Genomic DNA, 22,778 nt, shown 5'->3' on the forward strand with positions numbered 1-22,778 from the left:
ACGGGCGCTATCATACACCGTTCCCGGCAAAATAAACCAGAGAATGAGGTTGCTTAGCCCGAACCGGATGATTTTTCTGCAATTATCTATAAAACAAGTTTCAGAAAATAAGCATTATGTATTTCTTATTTCGGATGGAAAATATTACCAGCATGAGTTACTTGCTTTGATATATTATATTTTCAATGAATATGAAGAGTGAATTAAATATTTAGTTTTGAACGAGGTTATTCTTATAAGGCTATTTTGTCGATTGGGGTTAATTCAAAAAATCAGTATTTATGAGGTAAATTGAGAGTTATTCAGAGTATTGAAGGTTCATTTTTTAACCGGTTGTTCTAGTGTCATTTATTATGGTCATCAACGCATTAAATTGCCTGTCTAATGGTGGTCAATTTAAATTTGTCCTAATCAAATTTTTATTAATTTAAAAATTATCCATGCAATGGAATGACACTATGAATAAACATCAAAGATTGGCGGTCAATAAATTATCCAAATTTAAGAAACGGCATTTAATTATTCTTATTGGATCTATTTTATTGAGCAGTAGCCCTGCAATAGTATCGGCGGTGCAGCTTATTGCCGATAAACAGAACGGTTCAAAGAGGGGCCTTAACGGTGGAGAGTACACCAATACAGGACCTATGCTGGCGGAAGCGGCAGTTATTGCGGCCGGGGCGGGTTATCAGATTGATGCGAATGGGCTGAATATCAACGTGCCTGATTCGATGGCCTCTTCCATTGAGGCCTCGGTTTATGTTTCACAAGGGGCTGGCATTACGCTGAGCAACTCAGCCCTGACCAATAGCCGGGTTTTGGCGTCCGGCAGCGGAAGTAAACTGACATTTAACTCTGTTTCAGTCACAACCCCGAATGCGGGTAACGCCATTATGGTTAAGGATAGGGCTACGGCTCAGCTAAACGGCGTTACCGTTGGTCCCGATAATTATCTCGCCGTCATGGCGACTAACGGTGCCAACGTAGAAATTAATAACCTTCGCGCGCTCTCTGGTATTTATCTGTCCGCCAGTACCGGAAATCTTAGACACAGTCGCATTGATACGGCATCAAACGTTGGTGTCGGCGTGGTTAACGACAAGTCTAACCTCCTGATTGAAGACTCAACCATTTACGGTAAAGCGGGCGGCATAACGGTAACGAATGAGGGGACGCTTACCTTTAAGCGGGGAGAGATTAAGTCTGATGGTAATGCGTTAGTGATTAATCAGGACAGCGCTTTTTCCGGCAGTAACGTGTCTATTATTGCCGGCAGGCAAGCGATTCAGGCGTTAGCCGGAAGTTCGGTGAAGCTGGACGGTTTTTCCAGAATGCAGGGCCAAGCTGGAATTTATGCGGATGGCGTTAAGTTAGACTTTACCGATGTACAAATTAATACGCTCGGGGTCAATGTAGGGCATGGCATTTGGTTACAGAACCTTGATGATTTATGTGCTTCGGGCTGTGAAACGGCGACGCTGAACAGGGTTAATATCGATACGATGGGTACGGTATCGCACGGGCTCTATTTTACCGTTGGTGCAAAAGCTGACATAGATAACTCAGCAATTGCCACTCACGGTGACAGATCTATCGGTATCTATGTTGCCGGATCGAGTTCCAGCTACTCTCCCTCTGCCCTTAAACTGACTAACAGCAGTGTGACCACTGACGGCGTGAGGTCGCGGGGTATTATGGTGAGAAACTATACCGATAGCGGTCGTATCACCAGCGAGTTGGATAGCGTAAACGTACTGACTCAGGGAGAAAGTTCCGCAGCTTTAGTGGTTTGGGAAGGCTCCAGGCTGAACGGAACGAATGTGATTGCTAAAACTACCGGGCTCGATAGCCCAGTGCTCGACGTTGCTGGCGGCAGCGCCATCAAACGCAATACGGTAACGCTGACGGGCGGTAGCTTAACCAGTACTCAAAATGTCGGGGTTGTCGTTGACGGATTCAGCGATATTAGCCTGAGCAATATGAGCGTTTCGGGTACATCCGGGTTTGTGACTGCCGAAGGGCTTGCCGATGCGACTGTGGCTCTGAATCGCGTGAATGCTGACGGAGATACCTCCGTGCTCAGCGGCGGTCGCCTGAATATGACACTGGATAATGCCTCTTATATGAAAGGCCGGGTTAACGGCGCTTCGGTCAGCCTGATTGATACGGCCAGCATATGGGACGTTGCGGGAGATTCAACGGTTAATAGTTTGAATAACTCGGGTCATGTGCGCTTTACCGATCCCGGTAGCGCAACCTTTACCGGGCGTACTCTGACGGTTAACGGTGACTACGTTGGTCATGGCGGCACGCTGACGCTTTATTCCCAACTGAGTGATGATATATCGGCCACGGATAGCATGGTGGTAATCGGAAATACGCGGGGCCAGACCTACCTCGCTATTAACAACGCGGGTGGCTTAGGCGGTGAGACCGTCGATGGTATACGGGTGATCAGCGTGGCGGGGCAGTCTGACGGGCGGTTCTCGCTGAACGGGCGGGTCGGTTACGGCGGTTATGAATATTTCCTTCATCAGGGCGATAGCACCGGCAACGGCGGCGACTGGTACTTACGTTCTGAGTACAGTATCACCCCGCCTTCGTCCCCTACACCAACGCCTCAGCCAGTACCAGCGCCTCAACCTCAGCCAGCAACGCCAACGCCGCCTGTTTACCCGAATTCGCGGCCGGTGATTGAACCTGAAGTCGGTATTTATGCCGGAAATCAGACCGTTGCCAATACGCTGTTTAATCTACGTCTTCACGATCGCATTGGAGAGGCTCAGTTCAGCTCGAAGGGGGATCGTTCGGTTAACAGTGCAGCTAACCGTTCAGCTAACATCGCGGAGTCCATGTGGTTACGGGTAGTGGGTTCTCATGAGAAGAGTCACGTGGCCGATGACCGGCTCAGGCTACAAACCAACGCCAGTCTGGTTCAGCTTGGTGGCGACGTTGCCCTATGGAGCACTAACGGGCAGGATCGGGGCCATTTAGGCGCAATGGCCGGATACGGCAATGCACACTTAACTTCTGCTTCCCAACAAAGCGGCTATTCCGCCAAGAGCCAGATCGATGGCTACAGCGTGGGTTTATATGCAACCTGGTATGCTAATCAGGATTTAAAACAGAGCGGGCTGTACGTTGACAGTTGGGTACAGCATAGCTGGTTTAACAACGATGTCAGTGCCGATCGGCGTTCAACGATTAATTATGATGCCAAAGGCGTTAGCGCCTCCATCGAGACGGGCTATACCCAGAAAGTCAGTGAATTTAGCAACGGCACGTGGTTCGTTCAGCCGCAGGCTCAGATTATCTGGTCCGGCGTACGTGCTGATAAAGTTGACGACGGCCGGGGTAGCGCGATCGACAGCGATAATCAGGATTACTGGCAAAGTCGGATTGGCCTGCGCACCTACCTGCAAGGAACCTCTCCGGCCAATCGTGCCCAGATCTTCCAGCCGTTTATTGAAGCCAGCTGGCTGCACAACAGCCACGGCTATGGCGTAGATTACCGGACGGATAGAGGGTCGCGTCACTATGAAAGCGATACTTCAAGAGATATTGCCGAGGTGAAAACCGGCGTGGAAGGGAAGATTTCAAACTCTCTGACCCTGTGGGGAAATATCGGCCACCAGTTTGATGCTCAGCACTATCAAAGAACTGAGGGAACGTTGGGGGTTAAGTATCAGTTCTGATATTGATATGAGGTTGAATAAAAACGGGCGATAAAACCGCGTGAATCTTCGTTATCCCGACGAAAGTCGGGATAGTTCACAAATTAATGCTTGGCCCCGTTTTCGTCAGCCTATACGCTAAATGACAATAGTAAAAACGACTCACTACCGCTCATCAGTTGGGGCACCGATAAACCTGACCTATCACTTTGGTATCTAACGGAACAAATCCTGACCAGAAGCTGTCGCTGGCTCCAACGGTTCCATAAATCACGTTACCACCCATCGCGGCAGCTTTATTGCGTAAATCATTGGTCGCGCCGTCGATAGAGCTAGACGTCTCGCCGCTGGATAACCAATTGCCTTGGCTACCGGTGATTTCGCCTAATAGCTGACACTGAGCGCCCGGCTTGTCATTGACAAGTCTGACCTGCTGACCGGCTCCGTTTAATTGATTTGACGTACTGCAACCGGCTAATAAAGCCATAGTAGTAAGGCATAACAACGCTTTTATTCGCATCTTTTTCTCCGGCGGATAGTTGGAAAGGGATAGCTAAATACTAGCAGATGTGCGCGCCCTGTCTCAGGGCAATGGTTTTAACTGCCAGAATGATCACGAAAAAATGTATCAAAGCACCGGCGTTAGGCCACAATAACCATTACGGGATAAAAGAGTGAAACCACTTTCCCCCTTAGCCGGTAGGATCGGTTAGTATAAGGATGAGAACTCTAGGCGGAAGAAGCGGCATTAGCTGTCGCGTATGATTGATTATTCAGGTGAGCCAGTAAGGGAAGGATTAGATTGAAAAGATTAGCGTTTATTCTGATGATATACCCGCTTGTCAGCGTGGCTCAGCCGCTGCCGGAAGAGCCGGTAATGCTAAGCTGCCTGCTGGCAAAGAGCGCCAATGACGATATCCGGTATAAAAACATTAACGTGCGTAACGTGCGTATTCGCGGCGATAACTCTTCTAACGGCATGTCTTACACCTTTCCCTATGATGGCAAAAACCTCGGCTATTTTGAAAAATACGGCAAGGGAGAGGTTATTTATAATGAGCAAAGCTATACGGTAGAAAAAAGCCAGCCGTTAACCATGATCGGTGCGCCTTCCGCACGGGCGCTAGCCAAGTTTGACTTCTCTATGGCCGGATGGGCGGAAGTGGATAGCGCCGATCGCCAGTATCTGTGCATTAATTTTCCCTTTGGCGGCGCAGGCTTAGGCAACGGCGATCGCGATCTGACCTATGCTTTTGTGCTTAGCCTTACCGTCGGGCAGCAGTCAGTGCTGTATTCTTGGGCGGGCGATATCAGAAAGTTGACGTCGAAATAACCGACGATCTACGGCAATCCCCTGTGAGTGCTCACTAACTGCACTTTAGCCTGTCGGTTATTTTTTTGTTATAGCTATCGTTTCTCTCTTTGATACTGCCTTTCTATAAAGTGATATTTTATTTTCTGACCCATTAGCTTATTTTTTCATATCGCTACGGATTTGAATGTGACTGATGATAGTAAAAATAAAGGTTCCACCCAGAATATTCCCGGCCAGCGTTGGTAGGGCAAACGGGTAAATGAATTCAGCCCATGCGGTGTGGCCGGTAAAGATTAAGTAGAAGCCTTCTACTGAGCCAACTACGATATGGGTCAGGTCGCAGATAGAAATAATGTAGGTCATCAGAATAATCACCCATATTTTGGCCGAACCGGCGGTCGGAAACATCCATACCATAGTGGCAATCAGCCAGCCGGAGAGGATCCCGCCTAAGAACATATCTTTGCCGCTTTTTTCCATCATCGCCTGAGACAGGGTTAAGAATGCTTTTTGCATTTCTACGCCAAATACCGAAAAGTTAACCAATACCCATGCAATGACGGCGGTACCGATCAGATTACCGAGCAGGACTATTCCCCATAGCCTCAGCAGGATAGCTAAATTTTTGGCCGTGGGTTTTTGTATCACCGGCAGGACGGCAGTCAGGGTGTTTTCAGTAAATAGCTGCTGTTTAGACATAATGACAATAATAAAGCCGAAGGTATAACCAAAGCTTTCAATTAGGTTGGTGAAATAGCTTTGTTGAAACACAGTATGAAAGTTAGCTTTGGCTATTAGCGAGATTCCAATCGATAAACCGGCAGCAATGGCTGAGAATATCAGGGCAACAAAGTCACGTTCTAGCTCTTTATGGCCTTCTGCCCGGATCTGTTCATGCACGGCGGCGGCCGGTGAGGGCAATTTATCTTCGTCGGTTTCGATACGATCGCCACGTTCTTCTTTAGCTTCCACGCGTATTTTATCTTTCATATGGGTTCTCTGGTAATTTCGCGGCGTTATACGATATTAATAACGCTGAGGGTTAATCAATAATGAAGCCATTTTGAACATCATTGAATGAAACGTGCGGGGCGTCTAATGTGTTGTTCTGATTGGAAGTATAGATGAAAAATCACCAGGCTAACGCAGTAGGGCTGGAGTCAGCCCATGGTTTTTGCTTTATTGCGACTCAAACTCCCGGCAGATCAGGGTGATGCTTTCCGATGGTAATAACTCCTGCGTTAAGCGACAGAACGATTGCCCTTGCTGACGCTGATGAAAACGGCAAAACTGGCATTCACCAAAAAGACGAACCCCTTCCCGCAGCTGAACCTGCCGTAATAACCCCATTAGCTGTAGCTGAAGTTCCTCACCGCCGCTGGGTAACGCAGACTGTACTTTGGCGATGTTATCTTGTGATAACGCACCTTCGATGGCCTGTCTGGCTTTGTCGGTCAGAAAAAGCAGAACTTTGCGTTTATCTCCGGGGTGGGACTGCCGGTAAATCAGCGCTTTTTCTTCCAGCTTTCTTAACGACTGAGAAACCGTTCCTTTCGTCAGGCCTAAGTATTCGGTGACGGATCCAGGCGTGTTCGAATAATGGTTACAGCGCAGTAAATAATAAAGTGCATTAACCTGCACCGAGGGAAGAGACTCTAGCAGCGAATTTCGGCGAAATCCGCTCTGCTGTAGGTTTGCCAGCCTTTCTAGTATGTCAAATAGCGTCATGTTTCCCCCAGATTTTGGCCAATAGTATCGATTCGAAACCATATTGACAAGGAAGTAATGGTTTTGCACTATTCAGTTGTATCGAACCGATACCAATTACTAATAAATCGAGGAATTAATTATGACTACAGTAGCAACGTTTTATCATGCGGGCTGCCCGGTATGCATTAGTGCAGAACACGGCATTGTTGATTTACTGGATAAGAACGTCAAAGTGGACATCGTGCACCTCGGCGAACGCCCGGATCAGATCAAGGCAGCCGAAGCGGCCGGAGTGAAAAGCGTTCCGGCGCTGGTGGTTAACGGCCAGCCTATGCACATTAACTTTGGTGCCAGCCTGTGTGACCTGAAATAGGGTATAAGGCAGTTTGAGCATCGGGTTCGCTTTTCTGTAAGATCCTCTCCTTTATGGGCAGAGGATTTTTTTTGAGCCGTTTCTATCACCGGCCAACGGGTCACCGCTCGGGCTTCAGGCTGACCATATATCCAGACTGATAAGGCACCGGCAGAAACGCCTGATGCAGGCGGTGGAAGGTATTATCCGGGTCGAGATGGGCAAACTGTTGCGGGTAGATCCATTTAGCTATCTGCTGGATGGCGATAACGTCATACGGGCTATTGTAGAACTGATGCCAGATGGCGTAAAACTCGCCGTTTTGCCGTGCGGGGCTGCTGGTGTAGGCCGGACGCGTGGTAAACCAAGCCAGTCTTCTGCGTGATTCCGTAATATCGGTGCCCGGTCCAAGAGGGATCCATCGTCCTCCGGGCACGAATGCCTGAAAGTTGCCGCTAGTCAGGATCACAACGTCAGGACCGGCGGCGAGAACCTGCTCCGGGTTGACGGTAAAAAAGGAGCCCGGCGCCAGATTTTCAGCAATATTATCGCCACCGGCCAGCCGCAGAAAACGCCCAAAGCTGCCTTTTCCGAAGGTCATACAGCACTCCTCGGAGTAGCCTCCCAGCCGCTCCAGAAAAACCCTAGGCTTAGGCTGAGTGACGTTGGCCAGCCCATCGCTCACGCGTTTAAGTTCAGCTTCTCTAAACTGCAAATAGGCCTCTGCCCGTTCCGTCTTGCCAAACAGCTGACCGAATAACCGAACGGTGGAAGGAATATTCTTTATTGGATCGTAACGAAAATCGACATAAACGATAGGGATCCCCGCGCGGGCAAGGGCCGCTTCATAGCCCGCATCCATAATCGCAGTGCGGGCATCCATATTCATGATAACCACGTCGGGTCGTAGCCGAAGGGTTTGCTCCACGTCAAACGTGCCCTGTTCGCTCCCGCCGAAGGTGGGTAGCTTTTCCAGCGCGGGAAAGCGTTGGCGATACTGCTGCCAGGTGGCGGGATCTGACTGGATCAGGTCCCGTCGCCAGGCAACCAATCGCTGCGCCGGATTCTCCTTGTCAAGCATGGCAACCAGATAAAGCTGCCGCCCCTCCCCGAGGACCACCCGCTGAACCGGCAGTTTCACCGATACGGTTCGCCCCAGAAGATCAACCACCGGGGTAAGGGATTGCTGCGCCTGAACTATGCCAGCGCTAAGCAGCGACAGGCCGAGTAAAATGTGTTTTAACATTATTGATATCCTTCAGGCTGGCCGTTCGGCCGAGAAGCGCGGTTGATCCACAGCGCGATGGCGAAAGTGATGGCGTACATCAGTGCGACGCAGACAAACAGCGTGGATAGCCCCGGCCACAGCAGCACACCTCCTCCGAGCGCAATACCGATAATAGAGGCAAACTGGCTAACGCTTTGGGTGAGGCCCAGTATCAGGCTTTGGCTTTCTTCACCCACCGAGCGGGAGATCAGAGCGGTCAGCACCGGCGTGGTTGCGCCAAGCAATATGCCCCACAGAAAATAGAGGATGACGAACCATCCGGTCTGCCGCACGGCGGCCAGTATTAGCGTCAACAGCGCGCAGGCGGCGACAGCACCCAGCAGGCGTTGCAACGAAGCGCGACGATCGCAAAATTCAAACCAGCGCGCCCAGAGCGTGGCGGAAACGATGACTCCGGTAGCCTGTAGACCGTACGCCAGCCCGGTGAGCCAGTTGGCGGCATTGAACGTCTGCGTGACGTAGAGTGAAAAAGGCATCTGCGTCACCATGCGGCTCATCAGCAGCAGTCCTAAAATTATCAGTAAGCCCACCACCGGATGCCCGAGGTGAAGGCGGCCAGCCGGTACAGCAGCGCAGGGCGTTTGTGGGTTGCGCACGCGGTCATTGGGTAAAAACAGCGCGACCAGAAGCGCGCACAGCGCACAGATGATAGCCGCGCTCAGGTTGATCCAGAAAAAGCTCAGCAGATCGAGAATAGCGCCACCGATAATGGCACCGGCCAGCGAGCCTGTGTTGGTGGACACCTGTAGCCAAGCGAACAGGCGGGTGCGCTGTGCGGCCGGTACCATCGCGATACCGTAAGCCTGTGCCGGAGCGATATAGCCAGCGCAGGTGCCCTGAATAAAGCGCAGCGCCAGCACTAACCAGACATCGTTAGCGAAGGCGAGGGCCAGTTGAGTGAGGGCCAGGCCCAGCAGTGCGCGGATCATCATCGCTTTATTACCGGTCCGCTGACCCATTTTTCCCCAGAAGGGGCCGGTCAGCATAACGCCGAGCATCGGGGCGATATAGGCTCCGGTGCCTACTACGCTCAGAAGCTCTTTAGACGTCATGGTCGCCAAATGCAGCGGCCAGAACGGGCCGCTCATCTCCATCGCCCCCATTGAGAGCAACTGGATAACGAACATAAACTGGACAATAAAAAACACGCTGCCGGTTATACGCATGACGCTGCGGCTTCCTGCAATGGCCACTCGTCGGGCAGAGAAACGTGCGGCGGGGCATTTCCCATATAATCGCGACACCACAGGAATATTTCCCGCATCTGGGGCACCGGTACCCGCAGCCGGTCTCCGAGCGCCACCAGCAGGCCCAGTCCGCAGGCAATATCCTCCTGAAACACGCGATGCTGACGATCAAACTGATAGCCCGCCGTACCGTCCTGCGGGAGCAACGGCAGTGAGATCCCATGGTAAGCGCGGTTGGTTCGCAGCGTGCTCAGCAGCGTACGCCGGTCGGCAATCTGCTCGCCGTAGGCCTCGACAATCTCCTGTAGCAAGGGTTGAACGGAGGACAGATCGATTCCCAGCGTCGTTTCGGCCGCCCGGCAAAGGGCCTGATTCTCTGCGTCGCAGCGGGCAAGAAAATAGGCACCCAGCTCCGGGCAGTCGTTCCACCAGCAGGGAATATGGCTGAAGGCATGGTTATGCCACTGGCCCCACGGACCAATCAGCCCATAGATCACCGCGCTGTGCATAATCGGGTTGCCCGGCGTGAGGGTGATTTCCAGATAGTCGTGGAGCAGTGAAACCGGGGCTTGGTACAGCCGCCGCAGGTGGCTCAGTAACATTTCCGCCTGCTCGCGAGTTTGGCGGCGGTGGGTCGCGACATAAAGCTGTGATTTAGCGCCGCCAAGGCGCACGCTGCGCCCCGGCTTGAGATCGAACGCAATGTGGGGAACGTCTTTCATTCCCCATAGCACCACGTTGCCAAGATGGCCCAGCCAGCGTTCTGCCAGCCAGTCAAAGCCGTTAAAGCCGGGAATAGCGCCGACAAACACCGGTTTATGGCGGGGCAACGCCGGTGCCAGGCTTTGCAGCACGCGCTCACGTGCGTGCGAAGGGGCGGTAACGATCGCGATGTCGGCATCGCGGCAGCCTTCTTCAGGGTTAGCGGTAACGCAGGCCGGCGTTGACGTGAGTTCGCTGCCGTCCGGTAGCCGAGCGCGCAGGCGTGCGCCGCTATTGCGGTAAAGCGCAGGAATGCCGGTCTGGCCGCTGAGCAGCGTCACCTCTACGTCGGGACGCTGGCCGAACAGCACGGCGGCCAAGTGGCCCGTTCGCCCTGCGCCGCATATCGTCACTTTCAGCGGCTGTCCGGCGCTCATGACAGCGGCTCTCCGGATGCGGGCAGCGCAAACCAGCTATCGAGCCTATCCCAGACCTCCGGCGATATCAGGCCCCGCGCTTTCAGCCACTCTTCGTTGAACACCGTATGCAGATACTTTTCGCCGCCGTCGGCAATCACCAGTACCACATTGCCGCTGATGATCCCTTGGTTAAGGTAATCCAGCGCTTTATAGATTGCACCGCCGGTGGAGCCCCCGACCAGCAGGCCAAAGCGACGGGCGAGGTAGCGCGCGGTTTCAAAGGCACAGGCGTCGGAAATCTGTTCGCCATAGTCAATGCAGCTGTAATCCAGTACTAGCCCGACGGTATCGCCATCGGGGGTGCCGGTTCCGGACTGATAGTAAGGTTTGCCCGGTTTACCGAACACAATGGAGCCTTCGGGCTCGACCGCGATGGTGATAGTGTCCGGATTGTGAACCTTCAGGCCGTGAGCAATACCGGTCATCGACCCTCCGGTGCCGACGCAGCCTACCCACGCATCGACGCGCCCAACCTGCCCGATGATTTCACGCACCAGATCGGCATAGCCACCGGCGTTGGCCGCATTGTCGGACTGATTCATAAATATGGCACCCGGAATCTCATCGGCTATTTCTGCGGCCATGCGTTGACGTTCGACAACGGCGACTTCATTTTCACCGTAATCGCCTTTGACATAGCGAATTTCTGCCCCCAGCGCCCGCATAATGGCGATTTTGTCCTGAGCGGCATGATGGTCGACCACCGCGATAAAGCGCAGCCCAAACTCGATGGCGGCCAGCGCCAGCCCGATGCCGGTGTTGCCGGACGACGATTCAATAATGGTACCGCCGGGATGGATACGCCCGGCCTTCAGCGCCGCAACGATCATGTTTCTCGCCATGCGGTCTTTCATGCTGCCGCCGGGGTTATTTTTCTCGACCTTGAGATAAAGCCGAGCGTCTGCCTGCGGCAAGGGCAACTGTACGATTGGGGTATTGCCGATTAAATCTGTGACTTTGCTGAAAATCATCAACTATCTCCTTACTCATCAAGAGAAAATGCCAAACGGCGCAGTGGGGTATGCCAAGCGACCAGACGCGTTGGTAGCGGATGGCGGTGGAAACGGTTTTCCAGCAGATCCATCTGGTAGCCTGCGGTGTTAGCAAACACCAGCAGATCGCCCGGCTGCGGCAGGTGGCGAAAGCGCACGAGGCGGTGAGCGATCACATCCTCATCCAGACAGCTGTGCCCGGCGATCCAAGCTTGGCCGAACGGAGCGGGCTGCGCGTCGTTGGCGCAGCGTACATGGATGGGATCTATCAGGAATTCGGAGTTAAACCAAGTCTCACAGGCGCTGAAGCTACTGCCCTCAACGAAAATAACGTGGTGACCATCCGGCTGGGGGCGCGTTCGCACGACGCGAAAAATGGTGACGGCGCTTTGATCCACCAGACTACGCCCGGGCTCTACGCACAGCGTTAGCTCTTCTTCCCGCAGTACGTCGGCTACCCGCCGCCCTTGCGGATCTTGCCCCTCAAGGAACTGCGTCAACCACTGCTCTGCGTTAGTTTCACCGCCGTACGGGTAGAAGCCGGTGGGAACGTTGGCGTTATGGTAGTCCGCTGGCTGCTGCCCGGCTATCCACGCGCGGTAGCGATCGCTGGCCAGATACTGGACCGGCAGGCCACCGCCAATATCAATGGTGTTCGGTCGAAGCCCCAGCGATCGGGATTTTTCCAGCAACGGCAAGAGATCAAAGAACGCGCTAATTCTGGAGTGGGCGGCATAGCCGCTGAGGTGAAAGTGAAAACCGACGAACTGCACCCGCGGGCAGGCGGCAATGTCTTCCAACGCCCGAGTGATTTCACCGGAGGTTAAGCCAAAGCGGCCGTGAGCGCTGGCCTCGGGGCGCAGACGCAGCAACAGGCGTACGCTGCCGGAGGGCGGCAGCCAGCGCGCGGTTAGCGTCATGATGTCATTCAGTTCCTGCGGCGAGTCGACCACAATCTGGACATTGTGCAGCATCAGCTCATGCAAAAAATCCGGCGTTTTGGCAGGCCCGGTGGCGCAAAGGCGATCGCCGCGCAGCCCCGTTCGCAGGGCATCCTGTAATTCCTGAAGGCTAGAGATATCCGCTCCGGCGCCCGCCGCCGCTGCCGCTTGCAACAGCGCCTGCGACTGATTGACTTTGACGCCGTAAAAGAAGCGTGCCCGAATGCCAAAACGGGCGGTTGCCGCGGTCATTGCGGCCAGATTTTGCGCCACCGTGTGCGGCCAAACAACGTTTAGCGGCGAGCCGTACATTTCCGTCAACCAGGCGACGTTTTGCGCCGATTGCTTAAGCCAGTCGGCGATGTTCTGTTCCAGATACGGCGGCAAATCCACCGGCATCACGGTATGCCACCGGACCGGCGTTGCGGGCGTGGTGTTAAGTAATAGCGTCATGGCTGCTCTCCTCAGAAGTCGACGGACATAGAAGCGAGAAAGGTGCGCGGAGCACCCTGAACGAACGTGCCGTAGGAGGCCACGCCGGTCCAGTAATCGCGGTCAAATACGTTGCGAACGTCAAAGTGGAAGACGGTATTCTTTCCGTAAATACGGGTTTTATAGGCGGCACCCATGTCTACAGTGGTCCATGAACCGATGCGTTGGGCGTTGGCCTGATCGATATACTGTTTATCGCTGTAGTTCAGCTGCGAATTGACGGAAACGCCCCGCAGCGCGGGCAGGTCATACTCTGCGCCCGCGCTGGCCCGTACGGGCGCGACGCCAACCGGGTCATTGCCGCGCACGCCGGGGCGCGGCGACTTGGTCAGTTCGGCGTCAATCAAGGCGAGGTTTCCCTGCAGGCGTAGCCCGTCAAGCGGTTCGCCGGAAAGATTCAGTTCTACACCGCGATTTCGCTGTTCGCTGTTGTCGGTAAAGTTGTTGTTGCTATCGAGAGCGCCGCTCGGGCGGGTAATTTGGAACAGCGATAGGCTGCTCAGTAATTTACCCGCATCGTACTTCACCCCCACCTCATACTGACGAGAACGGTAAGGACTCATGACCTGACCGGCATTACGAGCGGTGCCCGGCGCGACGTCGCCTTTGCTGAGGCCTTCAATGTAGTTGGCATACAGCGAGACCTGCTGCCATGGGCGATAGACCAGCCCCAGCATGGGCGTAAAGGCTGACTCATCATAGCTGGCGCTGCGGCTACCGTTGGCAGCAAAGTTATCAGAGCCGATCTGCTGGAAACGAACGCCGGGGATCACATCCACTTTGCTATCCCAGAAGGTCAGGGTGTCTGCCAGCGCAACGCCGGTTAACTGGGTGGATGAGGTTTTAGGCACTCGATCCGGGGTGCCGGGTTTGTCCACGTCCACCTCAATCGGTGAATAGATATTTGAGGATAGGGTTGCGCCGCGCGTGCTCCCCACTGCCAGCCTGTCGTGATAGTAGCTGGTCTGTAGCGTCATCAGATGTTCAATCGAGCCGGTGGTAAAGCTGCCGCGGGCACCGGTTTCTAACGTGTAGCGATCGACGTTGAAGCGGAAGTTGGTCAGCTGAGAGGTAACGTCGCCGCGCTCATTGATGATATTGCCCGTTTGTTCCGACAGGCGAGCGACCTCCGAGCGGCTGCCGCCAGCGTTAGCAAACAGCGTGAGGCTATCGTTGACATCGTATTCGGTGCGCAGTAATGCACCCTGATCTTTAATGGTCCACCACATTCCCTGCTGAGCAATGTTGGTTTTGCCGTTTGGCGCCGAAGGCACGCTAATGCCCGCCGCGGCGGTAAACGGGCGGTTAGGCGAGTTGACGCGCTGGTACTGGTCAATCACATCAACCGAGGTACGAAAACCGCCGCTGATATAGTCCAGCGCCAGTGCGCCAAGGGCAGAGCGTTTGCTGGTGTTGTCTAGGCGCATATCACCGCCGCTGCCGCCACCGTTAAAACGCATGCCCCAGATATCGCCGTTTTGCGTTTGCCCCAGTCGGCCAACGTCCATATAGCCGCCAAACTGGTCGTCGGATTCCCACGTGGTCGAAAGGCGGGTAATATCCTCAGCGGTGGCGCGCTTGGTGACCGCGTTAATCACGCCCCCTACGCCCCCGTTGGGCGACATGCCATAAAGCCCGGAGCCCGGGCCTTTCAGTACCTCCACTCGCTCAAGGTATTGCGGCAACAGCTGGTAGTTAGGCGCGACGCTGTAGATGCCGTTTAGCGCTATTTCGCCAATATTGCCCTCGCCAATCGGGAACCCGCGGATACTAAACGAGTCGAGAATGCCGCCCGTCGGGCTGGTGACCTGCACTGAGGGATCGTTTTGCAATACTTCACCAAGGGATTTTGCCTGACGATCCTCGATGTATTGCGAGGTAAAGCCGCTAATGCTGAAGGGCGTATTCAACGCATCACGGTTTCCCAGTAATCCTACGTTGGCCTGCCGGGCGTCGTTGCCGCCGAACGCTGTGCCGGATGCCTGTTTTCGCACCACGATGGTATCTTCTGACGCCTGAGTGCCCGCAGGTATTACGCCGGAAGCCAGCGCTAGAGGGATGAGATAGCGCAGCTGAGCCGACTTATCCTTTGTGACTGCCATATAATTTCCTCGTTTCTAGAGATATGTGCATCAGGCGCTTAACAGCGGGTTGGTCAGCCCGTGCTGTACGCGATAATCGGTGTATTGCTGTAAGTGCATGCTCATTAGCGAGCGCGTAAACCAAGGGCTCCGTAGGAAATGGTCGCGCTCCTGCAGCCAGAAATCGGGATCCAGCCGAGGGCGCAGTTCGTCAAACGCCTTTTCGACCTGTTGTGCCATAACCTTCCACAGGACATGGTCGGGAATGGCAAAGGTGCGGGTTAGGCATAGCGCCAGCTCGTGTAAATGGCTGACAAAGCAGGCATCCACCACAAAGGTTCTGACCGGTTCGATGTCATCTTCGAACACCGTGGGCAGGATTCCCGGCCAGCGGTAAGGCTTAATATCGTAGCCTCGGGCGCGCAGCAGCGGCGCATAGGTGCGACCGTCGCCGAAATCGCGGATCAGCATGCCCTGCGCTAATCCTTGCTCATCAAACAGGATTTGTGTGTTCTGCTGATGGGCTTCAAGGGCCACGCCGTAGAGTAAATACATCGCTAGCACCGGTTTCACCACCACGCTCAGGTAATGGCGGAACCAGGACTGCGGATCCTGCCCCGACAGGGAAATCAGTTCACTGACCAGCGGCGCGGGTCGGTGCGGCAGTTCGGTGAACAGCGTCGCTACGGTGACGGCGAGTGGATTATCCGGGCGGGCCCAGGGCGAGGTATCGCGGAAAACCACCGACAGGAACTTCCCTTCGGCGTCATCCTTACGCTCATGATGACGGAAATGCCACGCGGCCTCTTCCCGGAAGCAGTCAAGCAGGCCGTTAAAGCCGTTTTCATCCCGTAGAATGGCGCTAATCACCGCGCTGATGCGCGGGCCCATATGAATCGATTTCGCCTGTAGGCTGCGTATTTCGCTGGTCATCCAGATAGCGACCGGCAGCTTGATAAACGGGGCATTATCACCAACGGTTGGCAGCACGGTGCGAAATGACATAGAGGGCGCCGTGGTAAGCTCGGGGCCGTCCGGCAGTAGGATCCCGTCGGCGATCTCTTGGGCGTAATGGGTGCGCACCCAGTGCTTAAGGTGCCAAGGGTGCAGCGGCAGCGGTAGCCACGCGTCAGGCCGCTGGCCCTGATTAACCAGCCACTCGCACCACGTTGGCCAAAGGTGCGGGAAGGCGTTCTCGAACCAGCGATGGATATTCGTCACGTGGGGCATGGTTTCGCAGTACGCCATATCTGCCCGTAGCGCTCCGACGCGCAGGGTAACTCTGGCGGAAAATTCGGCGGACAGCGCGGTGACGTCACCGTCGCTGAGCCCCGGTCTGGATTTCCACGTTGGATAATAGGGGTGGCCTTCCAGCGCTCCCCACTGGTCAAGCAGGGTAGCCGCATCGCGGAGGCCGTGATGGGAGCGCAGCCAGAGGGTGAAGTGCGCCTCGCCGCGCTGTGCCATTTCCTGACGGATATCGGCCTGCCACCCGGCGCGATGACGGCGCGCGAGCCTATCGTTATGAATGCTGTTGGCAACATCGCGTTTAAAGTGATGAACGCCTTCTTCATTAAGCTGGCAATCCAAGCTATCCCTGACGGCGTCCATCAGCCGTTCATGGTCGATAATCGGTGTTTCATTTCCATCGGCAGCGACCAGCCAGATATTCCCTTCATTGATGAACGTATCGGCTGGAAACCGCCTCATATTTTCGAAACGTAGTGAAGATGCGCCCGCTGCGAGCGGGTAAAGAGCTTCACGGTGATTATTGCCAATAATGATTTTTGATTTATCGAGTAATTTCTCAGCAAACAGGCAGCGGACGATCCTGTCCAGCGCGTTACGCGTGGAGTAGTCGGCGTTAACTGCCGCGGCGTTTGGTTTAAATCTGGTTAATGAGTCGGTCTGCTTCACCATATTTTCTTTCCTACAAAAGCGTGTGAAAAAATATTAAGGTTAGCCTTGTCCATAAGGGGAAAATAAATTTAATCGGGAAATTATCACGCATTGAAACTTGAGGATTGGTACGTTATCATCCAAAAAACTTAATGTAAATGAAAATCATTATCATTTAAGTTTGTAGGGTTTATATCTTTAATCTTCATTAATTGAGCTTTTTATACGGAGTGATTATGAAAAACACCGTTACCTACCTCTTTGTACCTGCCGATAAAAGTACGTTTTTACCGAAAGCGCTGCACAGTGGGGCGGATGCTATCATTGTCGATCTGGAAGATGCCGTAAGGCCGGTAGACAAGCCACACGGAAGAGAAAACGTTATACGCTGGTTGTCTGCGACAATAGACTGCCCTGAAGCCTGTAAAATATACATTCGCATCAATTCTCTGGACTCTGGCTATTTTTCAGAAGATGTCAAAATGCTTTCTTCGATGAAGACCGAGGCGCTGTCAGGTCTGGTGCTACCCAAACTGGAGAGTGCCGAAACCGTGCAGAAGATAGCATCCCGGCTACCGGAAGGGCTGTCCGAATTGCCTCTGGTAGGCATTATTGAAACGGCTCGCGGCGTGCACTATTGCGATGAGATTGCTGCCAGCGGCGTAGCAATACTGGCCTTTGGCTCGCTGGACTATTCCCTTGATACCCACTGCCAGCAAACGTTGCACGCGCTGCTTTATGCCCGCAGCCGGATTGTGATTGCCTCCCGCGTTGCCGGGCTCCCGCCCCCTATTGATTGCGTGACGCCGGAAATCGTTGAACAGGATACGCTGAGGGCCGATGCGCTCCATGCGCGTTCGCTGGGCTTTGGGGCTAAGCTGTGCATTCACCCGCACCAGATTCCGGTAGTGACACAGGCCTTCTCACCGGATGCCGAGGCGTTGCGCTGGGCCGAGAGGGTAGTGGCTCAGGCCGACGAGGGCTATGCATTTCAGGTTGACGGTAAGATGGTCGATCTGCCGCTTATTCGTCAGGCGGAGCGACTGCTGGCCGAGCGACGACAGCGAACGCTAAGCGATGACGACAGTGCTCCAGCCGACCGATGAAGCCTTCTGCATACGCCGCTTTATGAACACGGTAAGCCCGTTGCTTGATGGGAAATGCGGTCGGGCAAAAGCGTAGCGGTATTAGGGCCGGCCATATTGGCGCTTCATTCATGGCAACCAGATCGGTATTGCGATTTGGCTATTCCCCTCTAAGTTTGATTTGTTTTAAACTTAAATTTGACATGTTGAGTTGTTCATTTTTGAGATAATACTTTATGGAATTATATATAATGTATTAATTTTATTGATATTTTATTTATACTTTCGAGATGTTGTTTTACCTTAGTTGAGGTAACTAAACGTCATGGCTCAATTTAATCACTTTGAACTCGGGCTTTTGAATCCTGCCTTCGACTCTCTGTTAGTTGACGCGCTGACGGAACTGGAATTTGATATTCGCCTTTGAGTTTTGTATTAAGGACTCCACCAATTGTTCAGCTTTTTCAAGAGCACTGACTTCCGTTACCGTTATGTATATAGGTTTACGTTTGGTTACAGGATCTGCCATATTGGTTGCCTGAACTTTTGCTTCCAGCGTTCCTGATATTTTACCCGGAGAACGTTCAAAAAATATTGTAGAGGAAAATGGCTCTTCCTCGTTCTGGTGCCGCCATTGTTTACAGGTTAATGAGTAACTTTTTACAGGTCGCTCAGGCCGCTGTTGATAATAAAAAAGATTTGGATTTACATTTTCTGAAAATAGAGAATTATTAATGTTTTTGAGTCTTGACATTAATGAGTCTGAATCGCTAAATGGGGTCACACGATATGCCGAATGATTAAGTTGCTGCATCAGAGGATTTATTGTCTCCCATTTTCCTTTAGGTGCTTCAGGTGGTAAAGGTAATGCAGGCCCATTGAGTTTGTTTTCTTCGTCGTTTTCTTCTGAGGGGATAATAAGAAGCTTCCCATTAGCTGAAAGTGTCACTAACGTGTCTTCAGTTGGGCGGGTGCCAGTATTCGATAGCCAAACCGTTACTTCGGGAAAGGGTGTTAATTCATTCAAATGCTCATGGAGAACGCATAAGTATTTCTCGCATGTTCGGATCCAGTCTGGATACTGCTCATCTTTATATAATGCTATATCTTCATCAGTTGCTGGCGTGAACGTTGGCTTTCCAAATAATGCCGGAAGTGAACGAAAATGATTGAGCCCAGTGAGCGTATTGTCGTCGGTTTCCTGAACGTTAAAGTTGCTTTCAGGGAAAATGGTTGAATTTATTCGTTCAAGTAATTTTGAAACCTGTTCTTCAGTTAATGCACTATATATAACGGTTTCTAAATTGAAATCAGATTCACCGGTCATTTGGTTTTCAAAGCAGATCTCAACATTGGGTGCAGTCTGTTTAAGGCGCGTGAGTTCAGCTTGCAATTTATTAATCTGCTTATCCGTCTCACTTGTCTCTGGTGCTAATAGCCATTCATCAGGGATCGTTCGAAAATTGACACCAACCATCTTTGCTGAAGCCATCGGACCAGTATCATGGGTTAAGAGAATAACCGGACTATCCGGGCGATCTTTGGAAAATTGTGCGGTAATTCCTACTAACTGATCGTCTCGTTCGCTATACATAAGCCGATCGGATAGAGATTCATCTGGCTTTATATCTTGTCGTAAGTAAAGTCGGACAATTGGTTTGGCATTGCGGACTTCGTAATAATTGTTTTCAGGCAGAAGAATATATCTAAACAGGCTGGATGCCGATCTGGCTCGCTTTGATAATCGATTATTACCACCACCTTTTTGCCTGTCGATCTCAACTTGAACCGGGCGAGAGACTAACAGACAGACTTCATCGTATGCTTCCCATTCGGACCAGTTAAGTTCGTTTAGTGGTTTACACTGGATAAAAGGTTGGTATCAGGAAATAAGTAAATTTTTGTGCTCATCGTTCCATCTCATATTGCACATATGTGCTAAAAAATCAGGGATACTCCTGCCGGGAATGCACAACGTTTAACACACTGATTCGGTCAGCCACCACCTGATAAACAACAATGTAATTGGGATGAGCAATAATTTCCCGAGTCCCGAGAATTTTGCCAGAACGGAACATATAAGGGTGTTCTGCCGCAGGAAGGACAGATTCTTCTAGTCGGTGAAGCAATGATTCTGCTGCATAGGGATTTTCTTTTGCGATAAACGCAATCAGTGAATACAGATCCGTTTTTGCTTCATCAGTCCATTTAATCGGGAGTATTAAGCCAGTTTCCTCCGGGCTTTAGCTTGTTCAATAATCTTGCGTGCCCCGGCCATTACCTCATCGTGAGGGATTTGGGGTTTAGTGCTGTTCATTGATGCTTCGACCTTAGTTCGAAACCAGCGGTCGTAGCTTTCTGCCTGCTCTTGCGTTTCAAATTCGGAGACGATTGGCGATAATTTAGTGGTCATACTCTCGTTCCCTTGCTGCTGTATTTCTAACCAGTATAGCCCTTTCCATTCTCTAAACCAAGCTACGTCATCCTCACTGATGCGCAAGTCTGTGCGTTTCTCGGTGACGGTTAGTTAGCTTTGCTGGGGGCTGATGATCGCACTGATTGAACGCGCATCAGGCGCTGGCTCTTAGCTGCTCCCTCCTTGGAGCAAACAACGCACTATTCTCGTTGCGTTGGTTATGGAAGAACTAACGGAATCGACATTTCGTGGCGGAAAAGATTATCGGGATCGACCGCCTGTTTTGTCGCGACCAGTCCGCTGGCTTTTTCGCCGTAATACAGCGTGAGCCACTGAGGATCAACGGCTGTATGCGTTATATCGGTATATTTCATATCAATATCAGGGTAGTTAATATAGCAACCTTGATAATGTCCTGATATGTCATCGACAGGTTTCCCACCGGCATCAACAAAGTAGGACGAATAGATATTCGCCATCCATGATAAACAAAAATCATCGTCCGTCGCGTTATTCCAGTGAATCTGGAACTGTGACTTCAATAGAGAAGAGCGTTGATAGATAGACGTTGGATTAGCCAGTTCATCATTACTGTTAATGCAGCCACCGTAGGAATCAATCTGAACCCAGGCCTGCGTCAGGCGCGCATCATATGCCGTATTAAGGTTATCCCATAGGGCAGTAATTTCGCTATTGGTGAAATTACCAACGTGATAGGCAGATTTATATTTATTGCGCATATTTCCGCCCGATCCATTAATGGTTTCGGTTAACCATAACCAATCCATTAATTGGGAATCACTGACAGGATCGCGTAATTCATCCATATCATTAGCTTTTCTCGTCACTGCCCCGTGCCATATCGGCTGGGTCTCAACGCGTGGCGTCGCTCCCACTGCGGCTGTCATGGTGTTGACGAAATCGATAAACGGCTGATCCTGAGCGCCGCCGACCGTGCCGTCCAACCCGGTATACTGAATGGTCATTACCACATCGCCGGTTGAGCGGTGTTGCAGTTTCAGCAAGGTGAAAAGCCCACCGTTTGCCAGCGTAGGATCGGCACTGTTCCATTCCTGATCGTGTTCGGAAAACCACTGCCAGTAGGTACGCAAAAAATTACCGAACGCGGCTTGACCGACGGCACCGCTACCGAAGCTATCCCACGGCCAGGAAAGCGATAATAGATAGGCCTGTTGAGGTGCCGGAGGTAAATCTGCATAGTAATAGTTAAGGATGATACCGAAGTTGCCGCCGCCCGCTCCGCGGCAGGCAATAAACAGATCGCGATCGCTGCCCGTGCTGTTGAGATGGACATGTTTGACAATCAGGCTGTTGCTACCTGCCGCCTCGGGTACCAGAATGTCCACGCCCGCCAGCCAGTCTACCGTCAACCCGTGTAAGCGAGATAACAACCCATATCCTCCGCCTGAAACGTGCCCACCGGAGCCTACGGAATAGCAAGAACCGCCGGGAATGGTTTTACCAGACAGTTTGTACAGGCCGACGTATCCGTCCCAGTTTTGATTTCCGGTGGCTGCAGAGAAGCGATAAGACACCGTATTATCCCACGGAGAGGTAACGCCCCCGGTCTCACTGTATTGCATTCCGGTCATTAGCCCTAAGTCAATGATTGCCAGCTGTTGACTACCATCGCTACTTAATTTATTTGCCACAAAACCTTCATAGCAATGGCCACCGCTGCGCACCGTTAGCCGGCAGCCTCTTTGTAAACCATCGTTAGCGGCATCAATGACTTCCTGAGCGCTTTTGCAAACATATATTAAATCTGCGCCTTCTCCAGTATCTGGAAAACGCAAATTAAAGCCTTTCTGTAAAGTATCGTAGCAAGAACTTTGATTATCGATAATAACAAAATCAGACATAACGTTACCCTCAAAAAATATTTAAATGAGAAACCACGATTGGTTTTCGTATTTATATAACCATTTGGTAACTATAGAGAATTGCGACGTGGCTCACATGACGACAACCCGTTACAATCGGTTATACAAATTGAAATAATTAAGAGGAGTTATTACAGAATATGATTTTTATCTGAATTAAGTACACAGACCTTTCTTTATATTTGCTCAGAATAGAATGTAATTTTCAGGCGGGAATGAGTGCGATCGAGAATATTTTATTAGGACTATTCGATCAGAATT

At 52.0% G+C, this 22,778-nt stretch carries 18 protein-coding genes; 4 read left to right on the plus strand and 14 right to left on the minus strand.

Features of this window, described 5'->3' with window-relative positions:
- Positions 1–542 precede the first annotated feature (542 nt).
- The gene (locus tag GVI43_RS12815; protein ID WP_159567255.1) at positions 543–3,695 is read left to right on the plus strand and encodes an autotransporter outer membrane beta-barrel domain-containing protein; all 3,153 of its coding nucleotides are present in this window, start codon (positions 543–545) and stop codon (positions 3,693–3,695) included.
- Between the two features lie 154 nt (positions 3,696–3,849).
- Here the strand turns inward: GVI43_RS12815 and GVI43_RS12820 are convergent, their stop codons facing one another.
- Positions 3,850–4,194 (minus strand): DUF4156 domain-containing protein, encoded by a 345-nt coding sequence (locus tag GVI43_RS12820; protein WP_159567256.1) that lies wholly within the window; start codon positions 4,192–4,194, stop codon positions 3,850–3,852.
- Positions 4,195–4,476: 282 nt separating this feature from the next.
- Here GVI43_RS12820 and GVI43_RS12825 point away from each other — a divergent pair, with 282 nt between their 5' ends.
- Positions 4,477–5,007 carry a hypothetical protein gene (locus GVI43_RS12825; protein ID WP_159567257.1) on the plus strand — a complete coding sequence of 177 codons (531 nt, stop codon included), beginning with the start codon at positions 4,477–4,479 and terminating at the stop codon, positions 5,005–5,007.
- A 138-nt stretch (positions 5,008–5,145) separates the two neighbouring features.
- On the opposite strand, the gene GVI43_RS12830 is transcribed toward GVI43_RS12825, so the two are convergent.
- Both GVI43_RS12830 and GVI43_RS12835 read right to left on the minus strand, forming a co-directional pair.
- Positions 5,146–5,979 carry a formate/nitrite transporter family protein gene (locus GVI43_RS12830; RefSeq protein WP_159567258.1) on the minus strand — a complete coding sequence of 278 codons (834 nt, stop codon included), beginning with the start codon at positions 5,977–5,979 and terminating at the stop codon, positions 5,146–5,148.
- A 189-nt stretch (positions 5,980–6,168) separates the two neighbouring features.
- Positions 6,169–6,717: a MarR family winged helix-turn-helix transcriptional regulator gene (locus GVI43_RS12835; protein WP_159567259.1), complete on the minus strand. Its 549-nt coding sequence runs from the start codon at positions 6,715–6,717 to the stop codon at positions 6,169–6,171.
- Positions 6,718–6,838: 121 nt separating this feature from the next.
- On the opposite strand from GVI43_RS12835, the gene GVI43_RS12840 reads away from it, so the two are divergent.
- Positions 6,839–7,072, plus strand: coding sequence for a thioredoxin domain-containing protein (locus GVI43_RS12840; protein WP_159567260.1), 234 nt, complete (start codon positions 6,839–6,841; stop codon positions 7,070–7,072).
- 100 nt (positions 7,073–7,172) lie between these two features.
- On the opposite strand, the gene GVI43_RS12845 is transcribed toward GVI43_RS12840, so the two are convergent.
- From GVI43_RS12845 to GVI43_RS12875, 7 genes are read right to left on the minus strand one after another with little or no spacing between them, the layout of a single operon-like run.
- Positions 7,173–8,297 (minus strand): ABC transporter substrate-binding protein, encoded by a 1,125-nt coding sequence (locus GVI43_RS12845; RefSeq protein ID WP_159567261.1) that lies wholly within the window; start codon positions 8,295–8,297, stop codon positions 7,173–7,175.
- A complete protein-coding gene (locus GVI43_RS12850; protein ID WP_159567262.1) occupies positions 8,297–9,505 on the minus strand; it encodes an MFS transporter in 1,209 nt (402 codons plus the stop codon). Before GVI43_RS12850 ends, GVI43_RS12845 begins: the two co-directional genes overlap by 1 nt.
- The gene (locus tag GVI43_RS12855) at positions 9,496–10,665 is read right to left on the minus strand and encodes an NAD/NADP octopine/nopaline dehydrogenase family protein (RefSeq protein WP_159567263.1); all 1,170 of its coding nucleotides are present in this window, start codon (positions 10,663–10,665) and stop codon (positions 9,496–9,498) included. The genes GVI43_RS12850 and GVI43_RS12855 overlap by 10 nt, the downstream gene beginning before the upstream one ends.
- Positions 10,662–11,678 (minus strand): PLP-dependent cysteine synthase family protein, encoded by a 1,017-nt coding sequence (locus tag GVI43_RS12860; protein ID WP_159567264.1) that lies wholly within the window; start codon positions 11,676–11,678, stop codon positions 10,662–10,664. The genes GVI43_RS12855 and GVI43_RS12860 overlap by 4 nt, the downstream gene beginning before the upstream one ends.
- An 11-nt stretch (positions 11,679–11,689) precedes the next feature.
- Entirely contained in the window at positions 11,690–13,093 is a 1,404-nt protein-coding gene (locus GVI43_RS12865) for a Y4yA family PLP-dependent enzyme (protein ID WP_159567265.1), read from the minus strand.
- 11 nt (positions 13,094–13,104) lie between these two features.
- The gene (locus GVI43_RS12870; RefSeq protein WP_159567266.1) at positions 13,105–15,234 is read right to left on the minus strand and encodes a TonB-dependent receptor; all 2,130 of its coding nucleotides are present in this window, start codon (positions 15,232–15,234) and stop codon (positions 13,105–13,107) included.
- 30 nt (positions 15,235–15,264) lie between these two features.
- On the minus strand, positions 15,265–17,133 hold the full coding sequence (locus GVI43_RS12875) for an IucA/IucC family protein (protein WP_159567267.1): 1,869 nt from the start codon (positions 17,131–17,133) through the stop codon (positions 15,265–15,267).
- 215 nt (positions 17,134–17,348) lie between these two features.
- Here GVI43_RS12875 and GVI43_RS12880 point away from each other — a divergent pair, with 215 nt between their 5' ends.
- The gene (locus GVI43_RS12880) at positions 17,349–18,218 is read left to right on the plus strand and encodes an HpcH/HpaI aldolase/citrate lyase family protein (RefSeq protein WP_159567268.1); all 870 of its coding nucleotides are present in this window, start codon (positions 17,349–17,351) and stop codon (positions 18,216–18,218) included.
- Positions 18,219–18,579: 361 nt separating this feature from the next.
- Here GVI43_RS12880 and GVI43_RS12885 read toward each other — a convergent pair whose 3' ends face one another.
- The 4 genes from GVI43_RS12885 to GVI43_RS12900 all read right to left on the minus strand — a co-directional run bounded on the left by GVI43_RS12885 (position 18,580) and on the right by GVI43_RS12900 (position 22,496).
- Positions 18,580–20,067, minus strand: coding sequence for a PIN domain-containing protein (locus GVI43_RS12885; protein ID WP_159567318.1), 1,488 nt, complete (start codon positions 20,065–20,067; stop codon positions 18,580–18,582).
- A 76-nt stretch (positions 20,068–20,143) separates the two neighbouring features.
- A complete protein-coding gene (locus GVI43_RS12890) occupies positions 20,144–20,419 on the minus strand; it encodes a type II toxin-antitoxin system RelE/ParE family toxin (RefSeq protein WP_159567319.1) in 276 nt (91 codons plus the stop codon).
- A complete protein-coding gene (gene relB / locus GVI43_RS12895; RefSeq protein ID WP_159567269.1) occupies positions 20,419–20,610 on the minus strand; it encodes a type II toxin-antitoxin system RelB family antitoxin in 192 nt (63 codons plus the stop codon). The genes GVI43_RS12890 and relB overlap by 1 nt, the downstream gene beginning before the upstream one ends.
- Before the next feature lie 221 nt (positions 20,611–20,831).
- Positions 20,832–22,496: an FAD-binding oxidoreductase gene (locus tag GVI43_RS12900; protein ID WP_159567270.1), complete on the minus strand. Its 1,665-nt coding sequence runs from the start codon at positions 22,494–22,496 to the stop codon at positions 20,832–20,834.
- Between the last annotated feature and the right edge of the window lie 282 nt (positions 22,497–22,778).

It is taken from the genome of Budvicia diplopodorum, assembly GCF_009800925.1.
In the GTDB taxonomy this organism is placed as follows: Bacteria; Pseudomonadota; Gammaproteobacteria; order Enterobacterales; family Enterobacteriaceae; genus Budvicia; species Budvicia diplopodorum.

Coding starts and splice junctions, on each gene's coding strand:
- GVI43_RS12820 (WP_159567256.1), bottom strand. CDS start 4,194: ATGCGAATAAAAGCGTTGTTATGCCTTACTACTATGGCTTTATTAGCC.
- GVI43_RS12830 (WP_159567258.1), bottom strand. CDS start 5,979: ATGAAAGATAAAATACGCGTGGAAGCTAAAGAAGAACGTGGCGATCGT.
- GVI43_RS12835 (WP_159567259.1), bottom strand. CDS start 6,717: ATGACGCTATTTGACATACTAGAAAGGCTGGCAAACCTACAGCAGAGC.
- GVI43_RS12840 (WP_159567260.1), top strand. CDS start 6,839: ATGACTACAGTAGCAACGTTTTATCATGCGGGCTGCCCGGTATGCATT.
- GVI43_RS12845 (WP_159567261.1), bottom strand. CDS start 8,297: ATGTTAAAACACATTTTACTCGGCCTGTCGCTGCTTAGCGCTGGCATA.
- GVI43_RS12850 (WP_159567262.1), bottom strand. CDS start 9,505: ATGCGTATAACCGGCAGCGTGTTTTTTATTGTCCAGTTTATGTTCGTT.
- GVI43_RS12855 (WP_159567263.1), bottom strand. CDS start 10,665: ATGAGCGCCGGACAGCCGCTGAAAGTGACGATATGCGGCGCAGGGCGA.
- GVI43_RS12860 (WP_159567264.1), bottom strand. CDS start 11,678: ATGATTTTCAGCAAAGTCACAGATTTAATCGGCAATACCCCAATCGTA.
- GVI43_RS12865 (WP_159567265.1), bottom strand. CDS start 13,093: ATGACGCTATTACTTAACACCACGCCCGCAACGCCGGTCCGGTGGCAT.
- GVI43_RS12870 (WP_159567266.1), bottom strand. CDS start 15,234: ATGGCAGTCACAAAGGATAAGTCGGCTCAGCTGCGCTATCTCATCCCT.
- GVI43_RS12875 (WP_159567267.1), bottom strand. CDS start 17,133: ATGGTGAAGCAGACCGACTCATTAACCAGATTTAAACCAAACGCCGCG.
- GVI43_RS12880 (WP_159567268.1), top strand. CDS start 17,349: ATGAAAAACACCGTTACCTACCTCTTTGTACCTGCCGATAAAAGTACG.
- relB (WP_159567269.1), bottom strand. CDS start 20,610: ATGACCACTAAATTATCGCCAATCGTCTCCGAATTTGAAACGCAAGAG.
- GVI43_RS12900 (WP_159567270.1), bottom strand. CDS start 22,496: ATGTCTGATTTTGTTATTATCGATAATCAAAGTTCTTGCTACGATACT.